The sequence below is a fragment of the Pilimelia anulata genome, assembly GCF_014647895.1.
Taxonomy (GTDB): domain Bacteria; phylum Actinomycetota; class Actinomycetes; order Mycobacteriales; family Micromonosporaceae; genus Pilimelia; species Pilimelia anulata.
The window spans coordinates 50652-65380 of record NZ_BMQB01000005.1 but is presented as its reverse complement, the minus strand read 5'-3'; the positions used below and the strand labels follow the sequence as shown (position 1 = coordinate 65380).

Annotated in this window: 15 protein-coding genes and 1 tRNA gene; 5 read left to right on the top strand and 11 right to left on the bottom strand. The window is 75.1% G+C overall.

Annotation, left to right across the window (positions count from 1 at the left end; translation table 11 throughout):
• Window positions 1-101 precede the first annotated feature (101 nt).
• The gene (locus IEY94_RS23505) at window positions 102-779 is read left to right on the top strand and encodes a LysR substrate-binding domain-containing protein (protein ID WP_373291285.1); all 678 of its coding nucleotides are present in this window, start codon (window positions 102-104) and stop codon (window positions 777-779) included.
• Window positions 780-825: 46 nt separating this feature from the next.
• Here IEY94_RS23505 and IEY94_RS12530 read toward each other — a convergent pair.
• Window positions 826-897 (bottom strand) — tRNA-Lys (locus IEY94_RS12530).
• Between the two features lie 282 nt (window positions 898-1179).
• On the opposite strand from IEY94_RS12530, the gene IEY94_RS12525 reads away from it, so the two are divergent.
• The 3 genes from IEY94_RS12525 to IEY94_RS12515 all read left to right on the top strand — a co-directional run bounded on the left by IEY94_RS12525 (window position 1180) and on the right by IEY94_RS12515 (window position 4554).
• Complete coding sequence (locus IEY94_RS12525) at window positions 1180-3309, top strand: nuclease-related domain-containing DEAD/DEAH box helicase (RefSeq protein ID WP_189170327.1); 2130 nt, start codon at window positions 1180-1182, stop codon at window positions 3307-3309.
• Between the two features lie 211 nt (window positions 3310-3520).
• Window positions 3521-3850: an ArsR/SmtB family transcription factor gene (locus tag IEY94_RS12520; protein ID WP_189170326.1), complete on the top strand. Its 330-nt coding sequence runs from the start codon at window positions 3521-3523 to the stop codon at window positions 3848-3850.
• Complete coding sequence (locus tag IEY94_RS12515; RefSeq protein WP_189170325.1) at window positions 3850-4554, top strand: cation efflux transmembrane domain-containing protein; 705 nt, start codon at window positions 3850-3852, stop codon at window positions 4552-4554. The genes IEY94_RS12520 and IEY94_RS12515 overlap by 1 nt, the downstream gene beginning before the upstream one ends.
• An 18-nt stretch (window positions 4555-4572) precedes the next feature.
• On the opposite strand, the gene IEY94_RS12510 is transcribed toward IEY94_RS12515, so the two are convergent.
• The 9 genes from IEY94_RS12510 to IEY94_RS12470 all read right to left on the bottom strand — a co-directional run bounded on the left by IEY94_RS12510 (window position 4573) and on the right by IEY94_RS12470 (window position 13257).
• Window positions 4573-5649, bottom strand: a complete 1077-nt coding sequence (locus tag IEY94_RS12510) for a type III PLP-dependent enzyme (protein WP_189170324.1) — start codon at window positions 5647-5649, stop codon at window positions 4573-4575.
• Window positions 5631-6134, bottom strand: a complete 504-nt coding sequence (locus IEY94_RS12505) for a hypothetical protein (RefSeq protein ID WP_189170323.1) — start codon at window positions 6132-6134, stop codon at window positions 5631-5633. Before IEY94_RS12505 ends, IEY94_RS12510 begins: the two co-directional genes overlap by 19 nt.
• Window positions 6135-6496: 362 nt before the next feature.
• Window positions 6497-7837, bottom strand: a complete 1341-nt coding sequence (locus tag IEY94_RS12500; RefSeq protein ID WP_189170322.1) for a signal peptidase I — start codon at window positions 7835-7837, stop codon at window positions 6497-6499.
• A complete protein-coding gene (locus tag IEY94_RS12495; RefSeq protein ID WP_189170321.1) occupies window positions 7834-8388 on the bottom strand; it encodes a hypothetical protein in 555 nt (184 codons plus the stop codon). Before IEY94_RS12495 ends, IEY94_RS12500 begins: the two co-directional genes overlap by 4 nt.
• Before the next feature lie 182 nt (window positions 8389-8570).
• Window positions 8571-9446: a helix-turn-helix domain-containing protein gene (locus tag IEY94_RS12490; RefSeq protein WP_189170320.1), complete on the bottom strand. Its 876-nt coding sequence runs from the start codon at window positions 9444-9446 to the stop codon at window positions 8571-8573.
• A gap of 445 nt (window positions 9447-9891) precedes the next feature.
• Window positions 9892-10551, bottom strand: coding sequence for a transcriptional regulator (locus IEY94_RS12485; protein ID WP_189170319.1), 660 nt, complete (start codon window positions 10549-10551; stop codon window positions 9892-9894).
• Window positions 10552-10913: 362 nt separating this feature from the next.
• The gene (locus IEY94_RS12480; RefSeq protein ID WP_189170318.1) at window positions 10914-11588 is read right to left on the bottom strand and encodes a hypothetical protein; all 675 of its coding nucleotides are present in this window, start codon (window positions 11586-11588) and stop codon (window positions 10914-10916) included.
• A 169-nt stretch (window positions 11589-11757) separates the two neighbouring features.
• Window positions 11758-12621 (bottom strand): lytic polysaccharide monooxygenase auxiliary activity family 9 protein, encoded by an 864-nt coding sequence (locus IEY94_RS12475; protein ID WP_189170317.1) that lies wholly within the window; start codon window positions 12619-12621, stop codon window positions 11758-11760.
• A gap of 105 nt (window positions 12622-12726) precedes the next feature.
• Window positions 12727-13257: an NADPH-dependent FMN reductase gene (locus tag IEY94_RS12470; RefSeq protein ID WP_189170316.1), complete on the bottom strand. Its 531-nt coding sequence runs from the start codon at window positions 13255-13257 to the stop codon at window positions 12727-12729.
• 174 nt (window positions 13258-13431) lie between these two features.
• On the opposite strand from IEY94_RS12470, the gene IEY94_RS12465 reads away from it, so the two are divergent.
• Entirely contained in the window at window positions 13432-13905 is a 474-nt protein-coding gene (locus tag IEY94_RS12465; RefSeq protein WP_189170315.1) for a MarR family winged helix-turn-helix transcriptional regulator, read from the top strand.
• A 24-nt stretch (window positions 13906-13929) separates the two neighbouring features.
• Here IEY94_RS12465 and IEY94_RS12460 read toward each other — a convergent pair whose 3' ends face one another.
• Entirely contained in the window at window positions 13930-14565 is a 636-nt protein-coding gene (locus IEY94_RS12460; RefSeq protein ID WP_189170314.1) for a hypothetical protein, read from the bottom strand.
• Between the last annotated feature and the right edge of the window lie 164 nt (window positions 14566-14729).

Sequence of the window (14729 nt, the reverse complement as noted above, 5' to 3'; positions counted from 1 at the left end):
CTCGGCGAGGTCGTCACCGCCCACGCACTCGTCGTCCTCGAGGCGCTGACCCGCTTTCAACGGAGCGCGGCGGCTCCCACCACGGCGGCGCCCTCGCCACCATCCGCGTCGGCTCGACCTTCGGCCCGCTGGCGTCGCACCTGGCGCGGATCGTCGCGGACGTACTGGGCGCGATCCCGGATATCAGAATGGGACTGGACGGCCGGACACCGCTGGCCATGCTGACCTCGGGCGACATCGACGCCGCGATCGCCCTCGACTATCCCGGCACCCGACCCGCCGACCCCGACCTACAGCGCCACCTCATCGCCGTCGAACCGGTCTTCGTCGGCGTTCCCGCCACGCACTACCTGGCCCGCCGAACGGAGATCGAGCTGGCCGAACTCGCCACCGAGACCTACAGCGGCCCCCGCGACCCCGCCTCCGGGCTCACCCGCCACGTGATCACCGAATGCGAACGGGTGGGCTACACCCCCCGCCTGGCGGACCTCGACCACGCCGACCTCTGCACCGTGGCCCGGCGCCCGCACACCGTCCTGCTGATGAAGCCCAGCAGCCAGCCGCCCGCGGGCCTGGTCGCCGTACCGCTGGCGGGGACCCCGCTGCGGATGGACACGAGGCTGTACGTGTCCGCCCGCACGGCCCTGACCCCGGAAGCCGTCCGGCAGCTCCGGACGGAGCTGGTCATCGCACAGCACAGCCTCGTCGAGGCGACCGACGTGTACCGGGCCTGGCTCGAACGGCACCCCGAATGGGACACCACGCCCGTCGACCCGTAGCGTCACCGGCGGCGCGGATGCGCACCCGGGCCGGCTCCGGGAATTGTGGGCCGCCAGGGACTCGAACCCTGAACCTACGGATTAAAAGTCCGCAGCTCTGCCATTGAGCTAGCAGCCCGAAACAATCGAAACGTGCGTTCCACTCGGCGTTCTCAGCACCTGAACGCACGGTGAGCGGCGATAGCTTACCGCACCCCCGACCCTGGCCAGGGGCACCGAGTTCGGCGCCGGTACCCGCGTGCCGGCCGGGTCGCGACGGCCATTCGACCGGCCTCCGGCGGGAGTAGCGACCCGCGCTGCCGAACGGGCGCGGGAACCTGACCACTTTGTCCACTGTGGTTCTCCGGCTTCACCGAAACCGCTTATGCTGGCTACGTTCTGTCAGCGGGGAGGTGGCGGGGTGCCCGACCGGTCAGCGGATGCGCAGGCGCAGCAGTTGAAGCTGCTCGGCGACGAGCAGTTGCGCTGGGCCACGGCGGTGCACGAGCAGGCCCGCCGGTTCGCCGCCGGCGCCGCCGGCGAACGCACTGTCGACGGCCTGCTGCGCTCGCTGGTGCACAGCGCGCCGGACTGGCGGCTGCTGGCCGACCGGCGGCTGACCCGCGGCGGTACGGCCAACATCGACTTCCTGCTCGTCGGGCCCGGCGGCGTGTTCGTCGTCGACGCGAAGCAGTGGCGCTACGCCCCCCGGCTGGTCAACGGCCGGCTGCACGCCGGTACGCAGGACCGGCAGGAGTGCGTCGAGCGGAGCACCGCGGCGGCCGGGCTCGTCGAGCAGGCCCTCGCCGAGCTGGGCCTGCCGCCGATCAGCGTGCACGTGCTGCTGGCCTTCGTCGGGCACGACGCCGACGACCGCGTGGGGCGCGTCCGCGTGCTGGGGCACCGGCAGTTGCTGCGCGCCGTCGTCGGCGCCCAGCCGCCGCGGCTGGGTGCGGTGCAGGTGCGCTGGGTGTACGAGCACCTGCGGGACACCTTCGGCCCGCATCACCGACAGGCCGACCTCACCGCGACCGGCGCCGACGCCGCCGGCCCGGCGGTCGGCGAGCTGTTCGACGCGGCCGAACTGGCCCGGGCCGGCGTGCGCGCCCGCCTGGCCGACGCGCTGCCGCAGTGGATGACGTTCCTGCACTCCTCGCAGGCCGGCCTCGTGACCGCCCAGTGGACCGGGCCGGCGCGGATCAGCGGCCCGGCCGGTACCGGGAAGACCGTCATCGGCCTGCACCGCGCCGTGCACATCGCCAACCGGTCGGCGCTGCCCGTCCTGTTCCTGACCTTCCAGGCCAACCTGCCGCGGGTGGCCGCCGAGTCCATCGCCCGGCTCGCGCCGGCGGTGGCCGCGCGGGTGGAGTGCCTCACCCTGCACGGGTGGGCGCTGCGGCTGCTGCGCAAGCGCGGCCGGCCCGTCCGGCTGCCCAACGGCGAGCCGAACTGGTTCCCGCTGGCCTGGTCGCGGGCCGGCCGGACCAGCGTGCTCGCCGAGTTGGAGCCCGACCACCGGTACTGGCGCGACGAGATCAGCCACGTCATCAAGGGCCGCGGGATCACCGACTACGACGAGTACCGGCAGGCCCCGCGGACCGGCCGCCGGCTGCCGCTGCGGCCGGCGCACCGCGAGGCGGTGTGGGAGCTGTACCTGGCGTACGAGCGGTTCCGGACCGAGCGCGGGGGCCACGACTACGAGGACGTCCTCAGCCTCGCGCTCGCCGAGGTGCGGCGCGGGCTGCCCGAGCCCGGCTACGCGGCGGTCATCGCCGACGAGGTGCAGGACCTCACCCTCACCGGCGTACGGATCCTGACCACGCTCACCAACCACCGCGCCGCCGGCCTGCTGCTGCTCGGCGACTCCCGCCAGCAGGTCTACCCCGGCGGCTGGCGGCTGTCCGACGCCGGGCTGAACATCCGCGGCGCCCGGGCCCGGGTGCTGGACTTCAACTACCGCAACAGTTCGGCCATCCTCGAACTGGCCAACCAGGTGCTGGCCGGGCTGAGCTTCGAGGACCACGACGGTACGACCATCCACCAGCACGCGGCCACCACGGCGCTGGACGGCGGGCACGCCAGCCGGCACACCGCCGCGACCGTCGGCGAGCACGACCGGGCGCTCCTGCGGGCGGTGGCCGAACTGGCCGAGCGGTACGGGAAGGGGGCCGTCGGCGAGGCCGCCGTCATCTGCGCCCAGCACCGCCACGTCGCGCACTACGCCCACCTGCTGGCCGCGGCCGGGCACCGCACCCTCGGGCTGCGCGACTACAACGGCAACGCCACCGACCGGATCAAGATCGGCACGGCCCGGCAGGCCAAGGGCCTGGACTTCAAGTACGTCCTGCTGCCGCGGCACGACGACGCCATCCAGCAGGCCGCGCGCGGCGGCGCGGGCGACGTCGACCGGCTCGACCAGGCCAAGCGCCTGCTGTACGTGGCGATGACCCGACCCCGCGACTACCTCTGGATCGGCCGGGTGGGCCCGCCGGAGCAACCGACCGCGAGCCCCACCGCGCCGGCTAATCCGCCGCCGGACGCGGCGAATTAGCCGACCCGGCCGCACCACCCATTCCGGTCACCGGTCGGACCGCCGCGGCCGGGAATCGATTCGGTGGATGCGATTCGCTATCGGGGATTCGGGCCCGCGCCCCCGCCGGCGGCGGACCACGCCAGCGTCGCCGCCCACCGCGCGTGGATCCGCGAGAAGGCCGGCGTCCGACCCGGTTGAACAGTACAGCGTTCGCTGTACTATCGGCGGAATGGAGACGGTGCCGCGCGGACGGGTGCTCGCGCGGTTCGGGCACGCGCTGTCCGACGGCACCCGGGCCCGGCTGCTGCTCGCGCTGCGGGACGGCCCCGGCTACCCGGCCGAGCTGGCCGAGCGGCTCGGCGTGACCCGGCAGAGCCTGTCCAACCACCTCGCCTGCCTGCGCGGCTGCGGCCTGGTCGTCGCGGTGCCCGAGGGGCGCCGCACCCGGTATGCGCTCGCCGACGCGCGGATCCGGCACGCGCTCGACGACCTGCTCGGCCTGGTCCTCGATGTCGACCCGACCGCCTGCCCGGACGCCGCCGCCGAGGGCTGCTGCTGATGGCCCGCCGCCCCGACGCCGACCGCCCGGGCCCGCTGCTGCCGGACCCCGCCCGCCGGGCGCTGCTCGTCCGGCGGGTCCGGCTGCTGGTCGCCGCCACCATCGCCTACAACGTCGTCGAGGCCGCCGTCGCGCTGTCCGCGGGCGCCGCCGCCGACTCGGCCGCGCTGGTCGGGTTCGGCCTCGACTCCGTCATCGAGGTGTCGTCCGCCGCGGCCGTGGCCTGGCAGTTCGCCGGCCCGAACCCCGCCGCCCGGGAGCGCGCGGCGCTGCGGGTCATCGCGGTCTCGTTCTTCGCGCTCGCCGCGTACGTCACCGTCGAGGCCGGCCGGGCGCTGCTCGGCACCGGTACGGCCGAGCACTCCGCCGTCGGGATCGGGCTGGCCGCCGTGTCGCTCGCGGTCATGCCGGGCCTGTCCCTCGCGCAGCGCCGCGCCGGGCGCGAGCTGGGTTCGCGCACCGCGGTCGCCGACTCCCGGCAGACCATGCTGTGTACGTACCTGTCCGCGGTCCTGCTCGTCGGCCTCGGCCTCCACGGCGTCCTCGGCTGGGCCCGGGCCGACGCCGTCGCGGCGCTGGTCATCGCGGCCGTCGCGGTCGCGGAGGGCCGCGCCGCCCTGCGCGGCGACACCTGCTGCCCGCGGCCGGCGCGGTCGCCCGCGCCCGGCGGTTGCGCGGACGGCTGCTGCGCCGCGCCGGGCTGACCGCCGGGCCGCGCGGCCTCAGCGGCAGTGGACGGTGGGGGCGGGCAGGCCGTTGAAGTCGCGGGAGTACGCCGTCGTGTAGGCGCCGGCCGCGCCGAAGTACACCCGGTCGCCGACGGTGAGGTCGGCCGAGAGCGGCTCGTCGTACTGGATCGTGTCCTGGCTGTCGCAGCTCGGGCCCGTCAGGTGGTAGCGGCGCCGGCGCGGCGAGTCGCGCGAGTCGGTGACCGGGAAGCGCAGCGTGTTGCCGGTCTCCAGCGCCTCGATCAGCCCGTGGAACGCGCCCGCGTCCAGGTGCAGCCAGGTGCCGCCGGGGCGCTCGGCGACGCCGACCACCGTCGCGGTCAGGGTCCCGGCCGCGGCCGCCAGGTAGCGGCCCGGCTCGGCGACAACCGCGACGTCGTACGGCAGGGACTCCGCCAGCGCCGCCCGGATCCGGGCGGCGAACGCGCCGATCGGCGGCACCGGCGTCGCGTACGGGACGGGGAAGCCGCCGCCGATGTCGAGCATGCCCAGCCGGATGCCGTCCTCGGCCAGCCCCGCCATGACGGCGCCGGCCTCCTTGATCGCCAGCACCCACGGCTCCGGGTCGAGCATCTGCGAGCCGACGTGGAACGTCAGCCCGTACGGCGCCAGGCCGCGGTCGGCGGCGGCGCGGAGCAGGTCCGCGGCGGTCGCCGGCGAGACGCCGAACTTGCCCTCGCTGGCCACCACGCTGGCCGAGGCCGGACCGGCCATCCGCAGGTAGACGCGGCTGCCGGGGGCGTGGGCGGCGAGCTTGTCCAGCTCCAGCACCGAGTCGGCGGCGAACGCGCGCAGGCCGGCCGCGTACGCGTGCGCGATGTGCGCGGGCGGCTTCACCGGGTGGCTGAACAGCAGCCCGGCCGGGTCGACGCCGATCGCGACCAGCGCGTCCAGCTCGGCCGCCGACGCGACCTCGAACGAGCTGCCCAGCGCGGCCAGCCGGCGCAGGACCGCCGGGTGCGGCTGACACTTCATCGCGTAGCAGACGACGACGTCGGGCAGGGCGGCGGTGAACCGGCGGTACGCCGCCTCCACCTCCGCCGGGTCCAGGGTCAGGAATGGGGTCTGCATGGCGTCCGTTCCGGTACGGCCGACGGGAGGGCGGCGTCGACGTGGCGGCGGCGCAGTTCGTAGCCGAGGATGGCGCAGCCGTAGAACACGAGGTCGGCGGCGAGCTTGCCGGCGAGCAGACCCGCGGCGACGGGCGCGACGAGGTACGCGCCGGCGTACATCAGGGCCGGGCGGACGAGCAGGCTGTCCAGCGCCTCGGCGGGCCCGAACTCGATCAGCAGGTCGCGGGCGGCCCGACCGGCGGCCCGGCGGCGGCGGCGCGGGGCGTGGCGCAGGAGGGCGAGGTGGCGCCGGGTCTCGCGGACGGCGAACCAGCCGTAGTACCCGACGTTCTCGGCGACCGCACCGGCGGCCGCCGCGGCGGCGAACTCGCCGGTCACCCGGTACGCGAGGACGCCCGCGAGCACGGCTGTCGCGGTGCCGAACACCTCGGCGGGCAGGTAGCGGCGGAACCATTCCAGCAGTTTGCTGCGCGTGATCGGCATGAGCTTCCGTACGAGCGGATGATGCGGCGGGGGCGGGCGCAGGCTAACGGACGCCGAGCGCGCTGCGCGAATCGTCGGCTCGTCCGTTTTCAGGGTAGAAACAACGGTCGCAAACCGAAAGGATTCCCCGCCCGGGTCCCACCATAGTGGGCGGTTTGCGGGAGATATTCGGGGTGCTGGATTCCTGCATAACGGCCATCGGGGCGGTAAATGCGGTGCGGTGTGATCGGGGCCGGTAACGGCGATCGAATTTTCACAGCGCGGGGCGCGGTGGCCACAGCCGACGTTCCGCCGCCACGGCGGCGGACGCTGACCCGCGGCCGGCGCCACGTTCGGGGCCCGGCCGCCCGTCGCCCGCGGGCTCAGGGGTGGCCGATGGTCCAGAGATGGTTGATCTCGCCGGCCGACAGCGCCCGCCCCCACACCGCGACCTCGTCCACGTCGCCGATCATCCCGGTGGAGGCGTTGTTCTCCGAGACGGTCAGGGCGTTGGCGTTGGTCTTCAGCGCACCGGTCAGAGCGACCTGGTGGAGCTGCTGGCCGTCGACGTAGAGCCGGACGAACGCGCCGTCGTAGCTGCCCACGATGAAGTGCCAGGCGCCGCCGGCCGGGTAGGCGCCGGTCGCCGTGACCCGGCTGGTCGCCGCCGGGTCCACCAGGAACCGCATGTTGTTCCCGCTGGTGTCCCAGGAGAGCAGGTAGTTGAGGTTCCCGGACGTGCCCTTGAAGACCAGCCGCCAGTTGCTGGTCACCCCGCTCACCCGGGACCACGCCGCGACGGTCATCGAGCCGGCGAACGAGTGGGCCGCCGAGGTGACCGTCCCGTAGCTGATGGCCGGCGCCCGGAAGAAGCCCATCGCCGTGTCCGGGTCGCCGCGCAGCGCCCCCGGCCGACCGACGGTCGGCGTGTTGACCAGCGCCATAGCGGCCGCGCCCATCACGTCGGGGGCGCTGGTGGCGTTGTTGCCGCCGAGGCGCCAGTAGGACGCCGGGGCGGACGCGACCATTGCTTCGTAGTAGAAGTCCGAGGTGACCCAGGTGTGGGCCGGGGTGCCGGAGGTGCCGACCCAGGCCGCCCGGCTGCCGGTGGCGACCGTACCGGCGGCGGCCAGCAGGACCACCGCCGCGAGCCCGGCGGCGGCCGTGGCCGGCGGGGTCGGCGGGCGGGCACGCCGGTGCCGCGCGACCAGGCCCGCGGCGAGGCTGCCCAGCACGACCAGGACGCCGAGGACCGGCGCGCCCGGGCCGAGGCGCAGCGGCACCAGCCCGATGAGCGGGACCACCAGCCGCGCCCGCCCGATGATCTGGCCGGTGTCGACCAGTCGGGCGTCGGGCTGGCGGTTGGCGTCGCCCTTGGTGCGGTACCGGCCGTCCGGCAGCCGCTCGACCACCCGGTGGGTGATCGGCGGCCGGCCGCGCTCGATCGGGCTGAGGACGACGACCGCGCCGACATCCGGCGGGCGGCGCGGATCCACCGTGCTGGCCAGCACCACGTCGCCGGGGCGGACCAGCGGCTGCATCGAGCCCGACGTGACCGTGTACGCATGCCAGCCCCACGTCAGCGGCGCCAGGACGCACGCGAGCAGCGTGAACACCGCCATGAGGGTACTGCTGAGGACCACGCGGGCCGCGTCGGTCGCCAGCGCGCCGAGGCGGCCCCGCGCGGGGGACGTGTCCGGCCCGGGGGACCGAACTGCGATCAAGCCTGGGCCTCCCAGGTGAACGTGGCCGAACCGGTCGCGTTCTGGGCGCTGGGGTGGTTCTGCACGGTCACGGTGAAGCGGTAGGTCATGGTTGCGCCCACGGTCGGCGACCAGCTACCCACGCCGCTGCCCCAGGCGTTCGCGGCGGTGGCGAAGCCGGCGACCGTACCCGAGTAGATACCCGCGCTGCTCGCGGAGAATCCCGTGCAGCTCCCGTTACCCGGGGTGCCGGAGCCCTGGTCGACGACCAGGGACAGGTACGAGTTGAGGGCTCCGGAGGCGGTGGCGTACAGCCGGACGGCCGCTGGGGTCGTTGCGCCGACGTACGTGACGACGATGCACCGGCTCAGTACCTGACCGCCGGCGAGCGTGCCGTCGTTGGCCTGGCTGAACACCGCCGAGGCGGTGGCGTCGTTGGACAGCGTCGCGCCGCCGGTGGCCCAGGTGTTCGACGGCGTCGAGGAGTAGCCGGAGAACACGGCCTGGGTGGTCCGGACGACCATCAGCGACGTGAGCCCGACCCCCAGCGCGACACCGGCTGCGGTTGCCACCCTCGCTCTGGTCAACACCATTCGAACTCACCTCCCCGCGGCGTCCGTCGCCGTCCGTGCGCCCCTTCGACGGCCAGCCCCCGTCCCTGAGGCCCACGATCCCGGGCCGGTCCGCTCGCCCCCGCCCACCCCCCATTTCGCAACCGTTCGACGACTACCGGGGGGTAACCGCGCCCGCCCGGTCACCACTCCCAGGAGAGGCCGATGCAGCCGGGCTTGTCGGGGACCGAGATGATGTGGGCGCTGTCGTACGGGCCCGGCAGCTCCTCCCGGGTCCGGTACGGACCCCCCTCGCGCGACCGGGTGAAGCGCCAGATCCGCGCCGGCCGCGCCGCCGGGTCGAACGCCACCCGCAGCGACATCGCCACCGGCGGGTGCGGCAGCCAGCGGAAGTGTTCGGTGCAGACGCTCGGGTTGGCGTCGGTCACCCGGTACCGGAACAGGTGCGTCTCCCCCGTCGCCAGCCGCCGGTCGAACAGCAGCTCCGCCACCGAGCGGGCCGCCGCCGCGTCCCGCCGGACCCGGCCGACCCGGCACTCCTCCAGGCCCGCGAAGCGGACCGCCGCCGGGTCGTCGCGGGCCTCGCCGGTGTAGACCGCGATGTCCCGGTCGACCGGGCCGAGTGCCGCGACCGCCTGGAAGACGTCCAGTTCGCGCAGGGTGCGGTCCGGGCCGATGCGCACGGTCGTGTGGCTGGTCACGACCTGGAGCTGGTGACCGTACGGGCCCAGGTCGGCCAGCAGGCCGGCGAGGCTGCGCGGGTCGGCGAGGATGTCGGCGTACCGGCGGGAGCCCGGCGCGGCGGGGGCGCGGTCGGCCTGGCGGAGCAGGGCGAGCAGGGAGTCGGCGGGCAGGTCGAGCAGGCGTTCGATCGCGGCGACCGCGGCCAGCGACGCCGGCCGGACCGGGTGCCGGCGGCCGGACTGCCAGCAGCTCAGCGTGGCGATGCCGACGTGGATGCCGGCGCCGGCCAGCCGGCGCTGGAGGTGCTTGAGGGTCAGCCCGCGGTGGGCGATGGCGGCGCGCAGCGCGACGGGGAACGGGCCGTTCCGCACCACAAACGCGAGTCTGGCGTCCATTCCGCTCCCGGGAACACGCGACCGAAAGCCGGATTATCGCCGCCGTTCCGGGCCGCGCGCCAACCCCGCCGGGGCGCCCGCGGGCGCAAATTTTGCGCTGCCGATCCCCGAATTCACATTCGCGGCCGGGCCGGCGCGGCACACGGGCGGCGGGAGCGGTGGCGGGATTTCACGGATGCCGCGAGGGGCACCGGCGCCCATTGAAGGCCACCCCCCGATGCCCCATCGTAGGGATGCCCACCGCGCACCGGGGTCGCCCGTCCCCACCCCACCCCGCCCCGGTGACGAGGACGGTGCCGCCGGCGGGTGAGGCCGCGCGGCGGCACCGTCCTCGCCGCGCGCCCGCGCCGCGGGGCATTCACCCGGGCAATTTCGCATTGACCGCGGCGAATTTCACAACGAATGTGTGGGACGCCGCGGGCTGTCAAGTCGGCAGGTCGGCGAGCGTGTCCCAGAACTGCATCTCGTACGCGTGCAGCAGCCGCCCCTGGCGCCGCGCGTCGGCGAGCGGCCGGCCCGCGTCCAGCGCGGCCTGCGCCGCCGCGACCGCCCGCTCCACCAGTTCCGGCGCCGGGGTGGCGAAGAAGTCGGGGAAGGCGCAGGCCGCGTCGTCGAAGCCGTACCGCGCCCGCAGGCCCGCCGCCAGCGCCGCGCAGTACCCGCCCCACGCCCCGAAGTTCGCCACGATCGCCAGCGCCGCCGCGGCCGGGTCGGCGTGCAGCGCCAGCCAGGCCACCCGGCCGGCGTACGCCTGGGCGCCGGGCCGCGGCTCGTACGCCGCCAGGCCGGCCGCGTCCAGGCCCGCCGCCGCGGCCAGGGGCGGGACCAGCGGCAGCACCGCGTCCTCGCCCTGCGCCAGCGCGGTGAACAGGCCGATGGCGGCCGGCTCGGCGGACCGCGCGGCGAGCACCAGGAAGCTGCGCCGGTCGCTCGGGATGATGTGCCACTCCTCGGCGGCGAGCGCGGCGACGGCGGGCAGCGGCGCCCGCCCGTCCGCGACGGCCGCGACGAAGCGGTTCGCCCACGGCACGGCGGCCGCGTCGCGCTGGATCTCCGCCAACAGTTCCCGCGCCGTCACCGTCACCGCGCCTCCCCGAACCCGGACCGGAAGCCCATGCTCCCATGTGGAGGCGGCCGCCGCCGGCAACCACACCCGCGCAGCCCGGACGCCCCGCCGCGACCGGCCGCGCGGCCGGTCGCTGGCCGAGGCCCTGCGGCTGCTGCCGGACCTGCTCCGGCTGCTCCGCCGGCTCGCCGCCGACCGGGACCTGCCTACCGGCCGGCGTCCGGGCGCGGGTGTGGCTGCTGCCGGCGTACCTCGCGCTGCCGGTCGACCTGATCCCGGGCTTCGTCCCGGTGCTCGGCACGCCGACGACGCGATCGTCGCGGTGCCCGTCCTGCGGTCGGTCGTGCGGCGGGCGGGTGCGGCGGCGACCGGGCGTGGGGCTAGTTGTTCTGGGCTTCCCAGACGAAGTCGGTCGTGATGCCGTCGCTCTGGGCGGTCGTCGGGGTGGCCGCGTCCAGGGTGTACGTGAACCGGAAGACCCGGGTGTTGCCGGCGGTGGCGCTGGTCCAGCCGGTGCCGTAGCCGTTGGCGAAGTTCGTCTTGCCGGACACCGTGGTCATCGTGTCGCCGGGCGAGGCGGCGGTGACGTTGGTCAGGCCGACCGGGGAGGCGCAGGTGCCGGTGCCGACCTGGACGAGCATCCGCAGGTACGACGGCGCGGTGACCCCGTCGGCGGCGCCGTCGGTGGCGTTGTAGTTGGCGGTGTACAGCTTGACCGTCGACGTGGCGCTGCCGCTGTACGTGACCACCAGGCAGGCGGTGCCGGTCTGGCCGGGCAGGATCCCGGAGACGGTGAACAGCGCGGCGCCGGCGTCGTTGTCGCTGATCGAGACGGTGGCCAGGGCCATCGAGTTGCCGGTGTTCGAGGTCGTCCGGCTGAACGCGCCGGCGGTCTGCTGCCAGGTGACGCCCGCGGTGACCACCAGCGCGGCGAGGACGGCGGCGTCGCGGCGGCGGGGGTGCGCGCCCGGGGCACGGTGCACTCCCCGGACCCGGCGCGGGCCAACGGCCACCGCGCCGGCCCGGTGCACCCCGTGGTGACCCCGCGCCCGCATGCGCCCACACTCCTCCCGGTGGTACGACTCCACGCAGATCGGCCGGCGCGGGCCGCTCCTGACGCGGGGAGGTTGCCGTTGGGTAGCGAACCGCGACCAGACGGGACGAGTAGCGCAAGGCGCACCGAAGCACCCCCGCCGGGGTCGCCGGCGGCCGGGAGCGGCGGGGTCAGCCGGAGCGGCGGCGGCGCAGGCGGACCAGGGTGAAGCCGGCGATCGCCGCCACCCCGAGCAGCGTGACCGAGATGATCAGGAGCCGGTACGTGACCAGGTCCACCGAGCCGGTCCGGACCGCCCGGCCGAGCCCGCCGGCCGGCAGCGGCACCCGGTTCGCCGGCGCCGTGGCCGCGGCCCCGTCCGGCGCGCCGGACGCGGCCGGGTCGTCGGCCGCGCCAGTGTCGGTACCGTCGGCGCCGGTCGCGCTGAAGAGCACGTCGGAGCAGGAGTAGTACGTGTCGGGCGTGTCCGAGTTCTGCCAGATCGTATAGATGAGCTGGCGGCCGGAGCGGTCGGCCGGGAGGCGGCCGCTGATCTCGTACACGCCGTCGACCACCTCGGGGTCGGTCACCGAGAGGAACGGCTCGCGCTCCAGGTCCGCCCAGCGCAGGGGCCGGTCCGGCGTGTACGCGCGGTTCGTGACGTAGAACCGGAACGTGCCCCGGTGCGGGATCGTCGTCCGGTAACGGAAGGTCAGCTCGGCGCCCGACCGCAGGGTCGTCGCGGGCCAGTCGTCGCGGACCAGGTCCAGGCCGGCGTACCGGCGGATGCCCGCGCTGCAGAGCTGCCCGTCCGGGATCACCTCGGCGTCGCGCCCGGCGACGTTCGGCACGCGGAGGTTGTCCCAGTCGGTGACGTCCCCCTCGGCGCGCGCCGCCACGCAGGCGTCGGTGGACCGGGCGGCCCCCTCGGGCCCGCAGGCGTACCCCCGGCTGGCCGGGCGCTGGACGGACCCGTGCGCGCCCGCGGCAGCGGGCACCAGCACGGCGACCAGGCCGGCGACGGCGATGGCGGCGGCGGTACGCCAGGGGCGCATGTGGGCCTCCCGATGGACGGACGGCAGGTGCACCGACTGGTACGTCCCGAACCCCCGCCGCCGTTCAATCCCGCCGGAAAAACGCCGCCGGCCCGGTGGCCGGGGTCAGGCGGGGGTGAGGTCGGGGGTGGCCAGGGCTGCGCGGAGGGTGGTGGACAGGTCCGTGGTCAGGGCGGTGTCCGTGGTCAGGCGTTCGTGGGCGGCGGCCACCGCCAGGTGCTCCGGGCTGACCACCGCGCCGATCTCCGTCAGGACCTCGCGGAGCCGGGTCGCGGCGCGGCTGCCGCCGTACGGGGTGACCGAGGCCGAGAGCACCAGGGTGGGCTTGCCGCGCAGCGTGGACTCGCCGTACGGGCGGGAGAGCCAGTCGACGGCGTTGGCGAGCACGCCCGGCGTGGCACCGTTGTACTCGGGGCTCACGAACACCACCGCGTCCGCGGCGGCGACCGCGGCGCGCAGCTCGGCCACCGGCGCCGGGGTGCCGGCGGCCTCGACGTCGCCGTCGTAGTACGGCAGCCGGTGCAGGTCGGCGACGACCGTCACCTCGTCGGCGTCGCGGACGGTGCCGACGAGGTGGGCGAGGCGGGTGTTCAGCGACTCCCGCCGGGTGGAGCCGGAGATGGCCAGGATGCGCATCGGGTACTCCTGTCTGATTCCGCACCGGTTGTCGTCGGCCGCGGGTGGGATCCCGGCCGGCGCCGGTGAGCGGCGCTGGTGGATGGGGCGTGATCGCGCGATGATGGTGCGACCGGAAATTGCTTATCCGCATAAAGGTTATGCACATAACCTTCGACCGCGCAAGGAGCTGTCGTGGATGCCACCCGCGCCGACGCGCTCAACGAGGTGATCCGGACCATCGCGCTCCGGCACCGCGCGCTGGCCGGGTACCTGCTGGCGCCGCTCGGCCTGCACGCCGGCCAGGAGGTCGTGATCCTCGCCCTGGCCGACGGCCCGTGCACCCAGGGCAAGCTGGCCGCGGCCAGCGGGTGCGAGCCGCCGACGATCTCCGGTACGGTCCGCAAGCTCGCCGCCGCCGGCCTGGTCGAGCGGTGCCCGTCGCCGACCGACGGGCGGGCGACGCTGGTCGCGCTGACGCCGGCCGGCGCGGAGGTGCTGGCGCGGATCCGGTGCGCGTGGGGGAAGCTCGCCGAGCTGACCGCCGCGGGGCTGACCGAGGACGAGGTCGGCGCGCTGCTCGCCGGGCTGCGCCGGATCGCCGACAACCTGGTCAACTCGTGCGGCGAGGGCGAGCGCTGCCGCCCGGACCGCCCGGCCGCGAGCTGACCGGCGACGACGCCGCCGCCCGGGTCAGTTGCTCTGGGCTTCCCAAACGAAGTCGGTCGTGATGCCGTCGCTCTGCGCGGTGTTCGGCGCCGCCGAGTCGAGCGTGTAGGTGAACCGGAAGACCCGGGTGTCGCCGCCGGTGGCGTTCGTCCAGCCGGTGCCGTACCCGTTGCCGAAGTTGGTCTTGCCGGAGACCGTGGTCATCGTGTCGCCCGGCGCGCCCGCCGTGACGCTGGTCAGGCCCACCGGGGCGCCGCAGGTGCCCGTACCGACCTGGATGTGCATCCGCAGCCAGTTCGGCGCCGTGGCGCCGTCGGCAGCGCCGTCGGTAGCGTTGTAGTTCGCGGTGTACAGCTTGACCGTCGAGGCGATCGCGCCGGTGTACGAGATGACGATGCAGTTGCTCGCCGTCTGCCCCGGCGCCATGCCGGAGACGGTGAACAGGGCGACGCCGGAGTCGTTGTCGCTCAGGCTGAGCGAGCCCATGGCGAAGGCGATGCCGGGGTTCGAGGTCGTGGCGCTGAACGTACCGGCGGTGGACTGGTAGACCACGCTCGCGGCGACCGCCAGCCCGAAGAAGGAGGCCAGGCCGCGGCTGCGCGGCGAGCGCAGCGCCCGGACGAGCCGGTGCAGGCGGCCGGCGTGCTGGTGCGTACCCATGGCTGCCCCCTCCCCGGCTCCCGAAATCGCTCCTGGCAGACGGGTGGATCGACCGGCGTCCGGGCGACCTGACGGCGCCCCCGGTTGCGATCCGGTTGCGGCCGCCCGGATCGGCCCGGTCGGCCGACGCCGATCCGGACGCCGGCCCCGGGTGGCCGGTGGCC

Bases quoted from the DNA above. Each gene is read 5' to 3' on its own strand.
- IEY94_RS12520 (WP_189170326.1), top strand. From the start codon at position 3,521: ATGGAGACGGTGCCGCGCGGACGGGTGCTCGCGCGGTTCGGGCACGCG.
- IEY94_RS12515 (WP_189170325.1), top strand. From the start codon at position 3,850: ATGGCCCGCCGCCCCGACGCCGACCGCCCGGGCCCGCTGCTGCCGGAC.
- IEY94_RS12510 (WP_189170324.1), bottom strand. From the start codon at position 5,649: ATGCAGACCCCATTCCTGACCCTGGACCCGGCGGAGGTGGAGGCGGCG.
- IEY94_RS12505 (WP_189170323.1), bottom strand. From the start codon at position 6,134: ATGCCGATCACGCGCAGCAAACTGCTGGAATGGTTCCGCCGCTACCTG.
- IEY94_RS12480 (WP_189170318.1), bottom strand. From the start codon at position 11,588: ATGCGGGCGCGGGGTCACCACGGGGTGCACCGGGCCGGCGCGGTGGCC.
- IEY94_RS12475 (WP_189170317.1), bottom strand. From the start codon at position 12,621: ATGCGCCCCTGGCGTACCGCCGCCGCCATCGCCGTCGCCGGCCTGGTC.
- IEY94_RS12470 (WP_189170316.1), bottom strand. From the start codon at position 13,257: ATGCGCATCCTGGCCATCTCCGGCTCCACCCGGCGGGAGTCGCTGAAC.
- IEY94_RS12460 (WP_189170314.1), bottom strand. From the start codon at position 14,565: ATGGGTACGCACCAGCACGCCGGCCGCCTGCACCGGCTCGTCCGGGCG.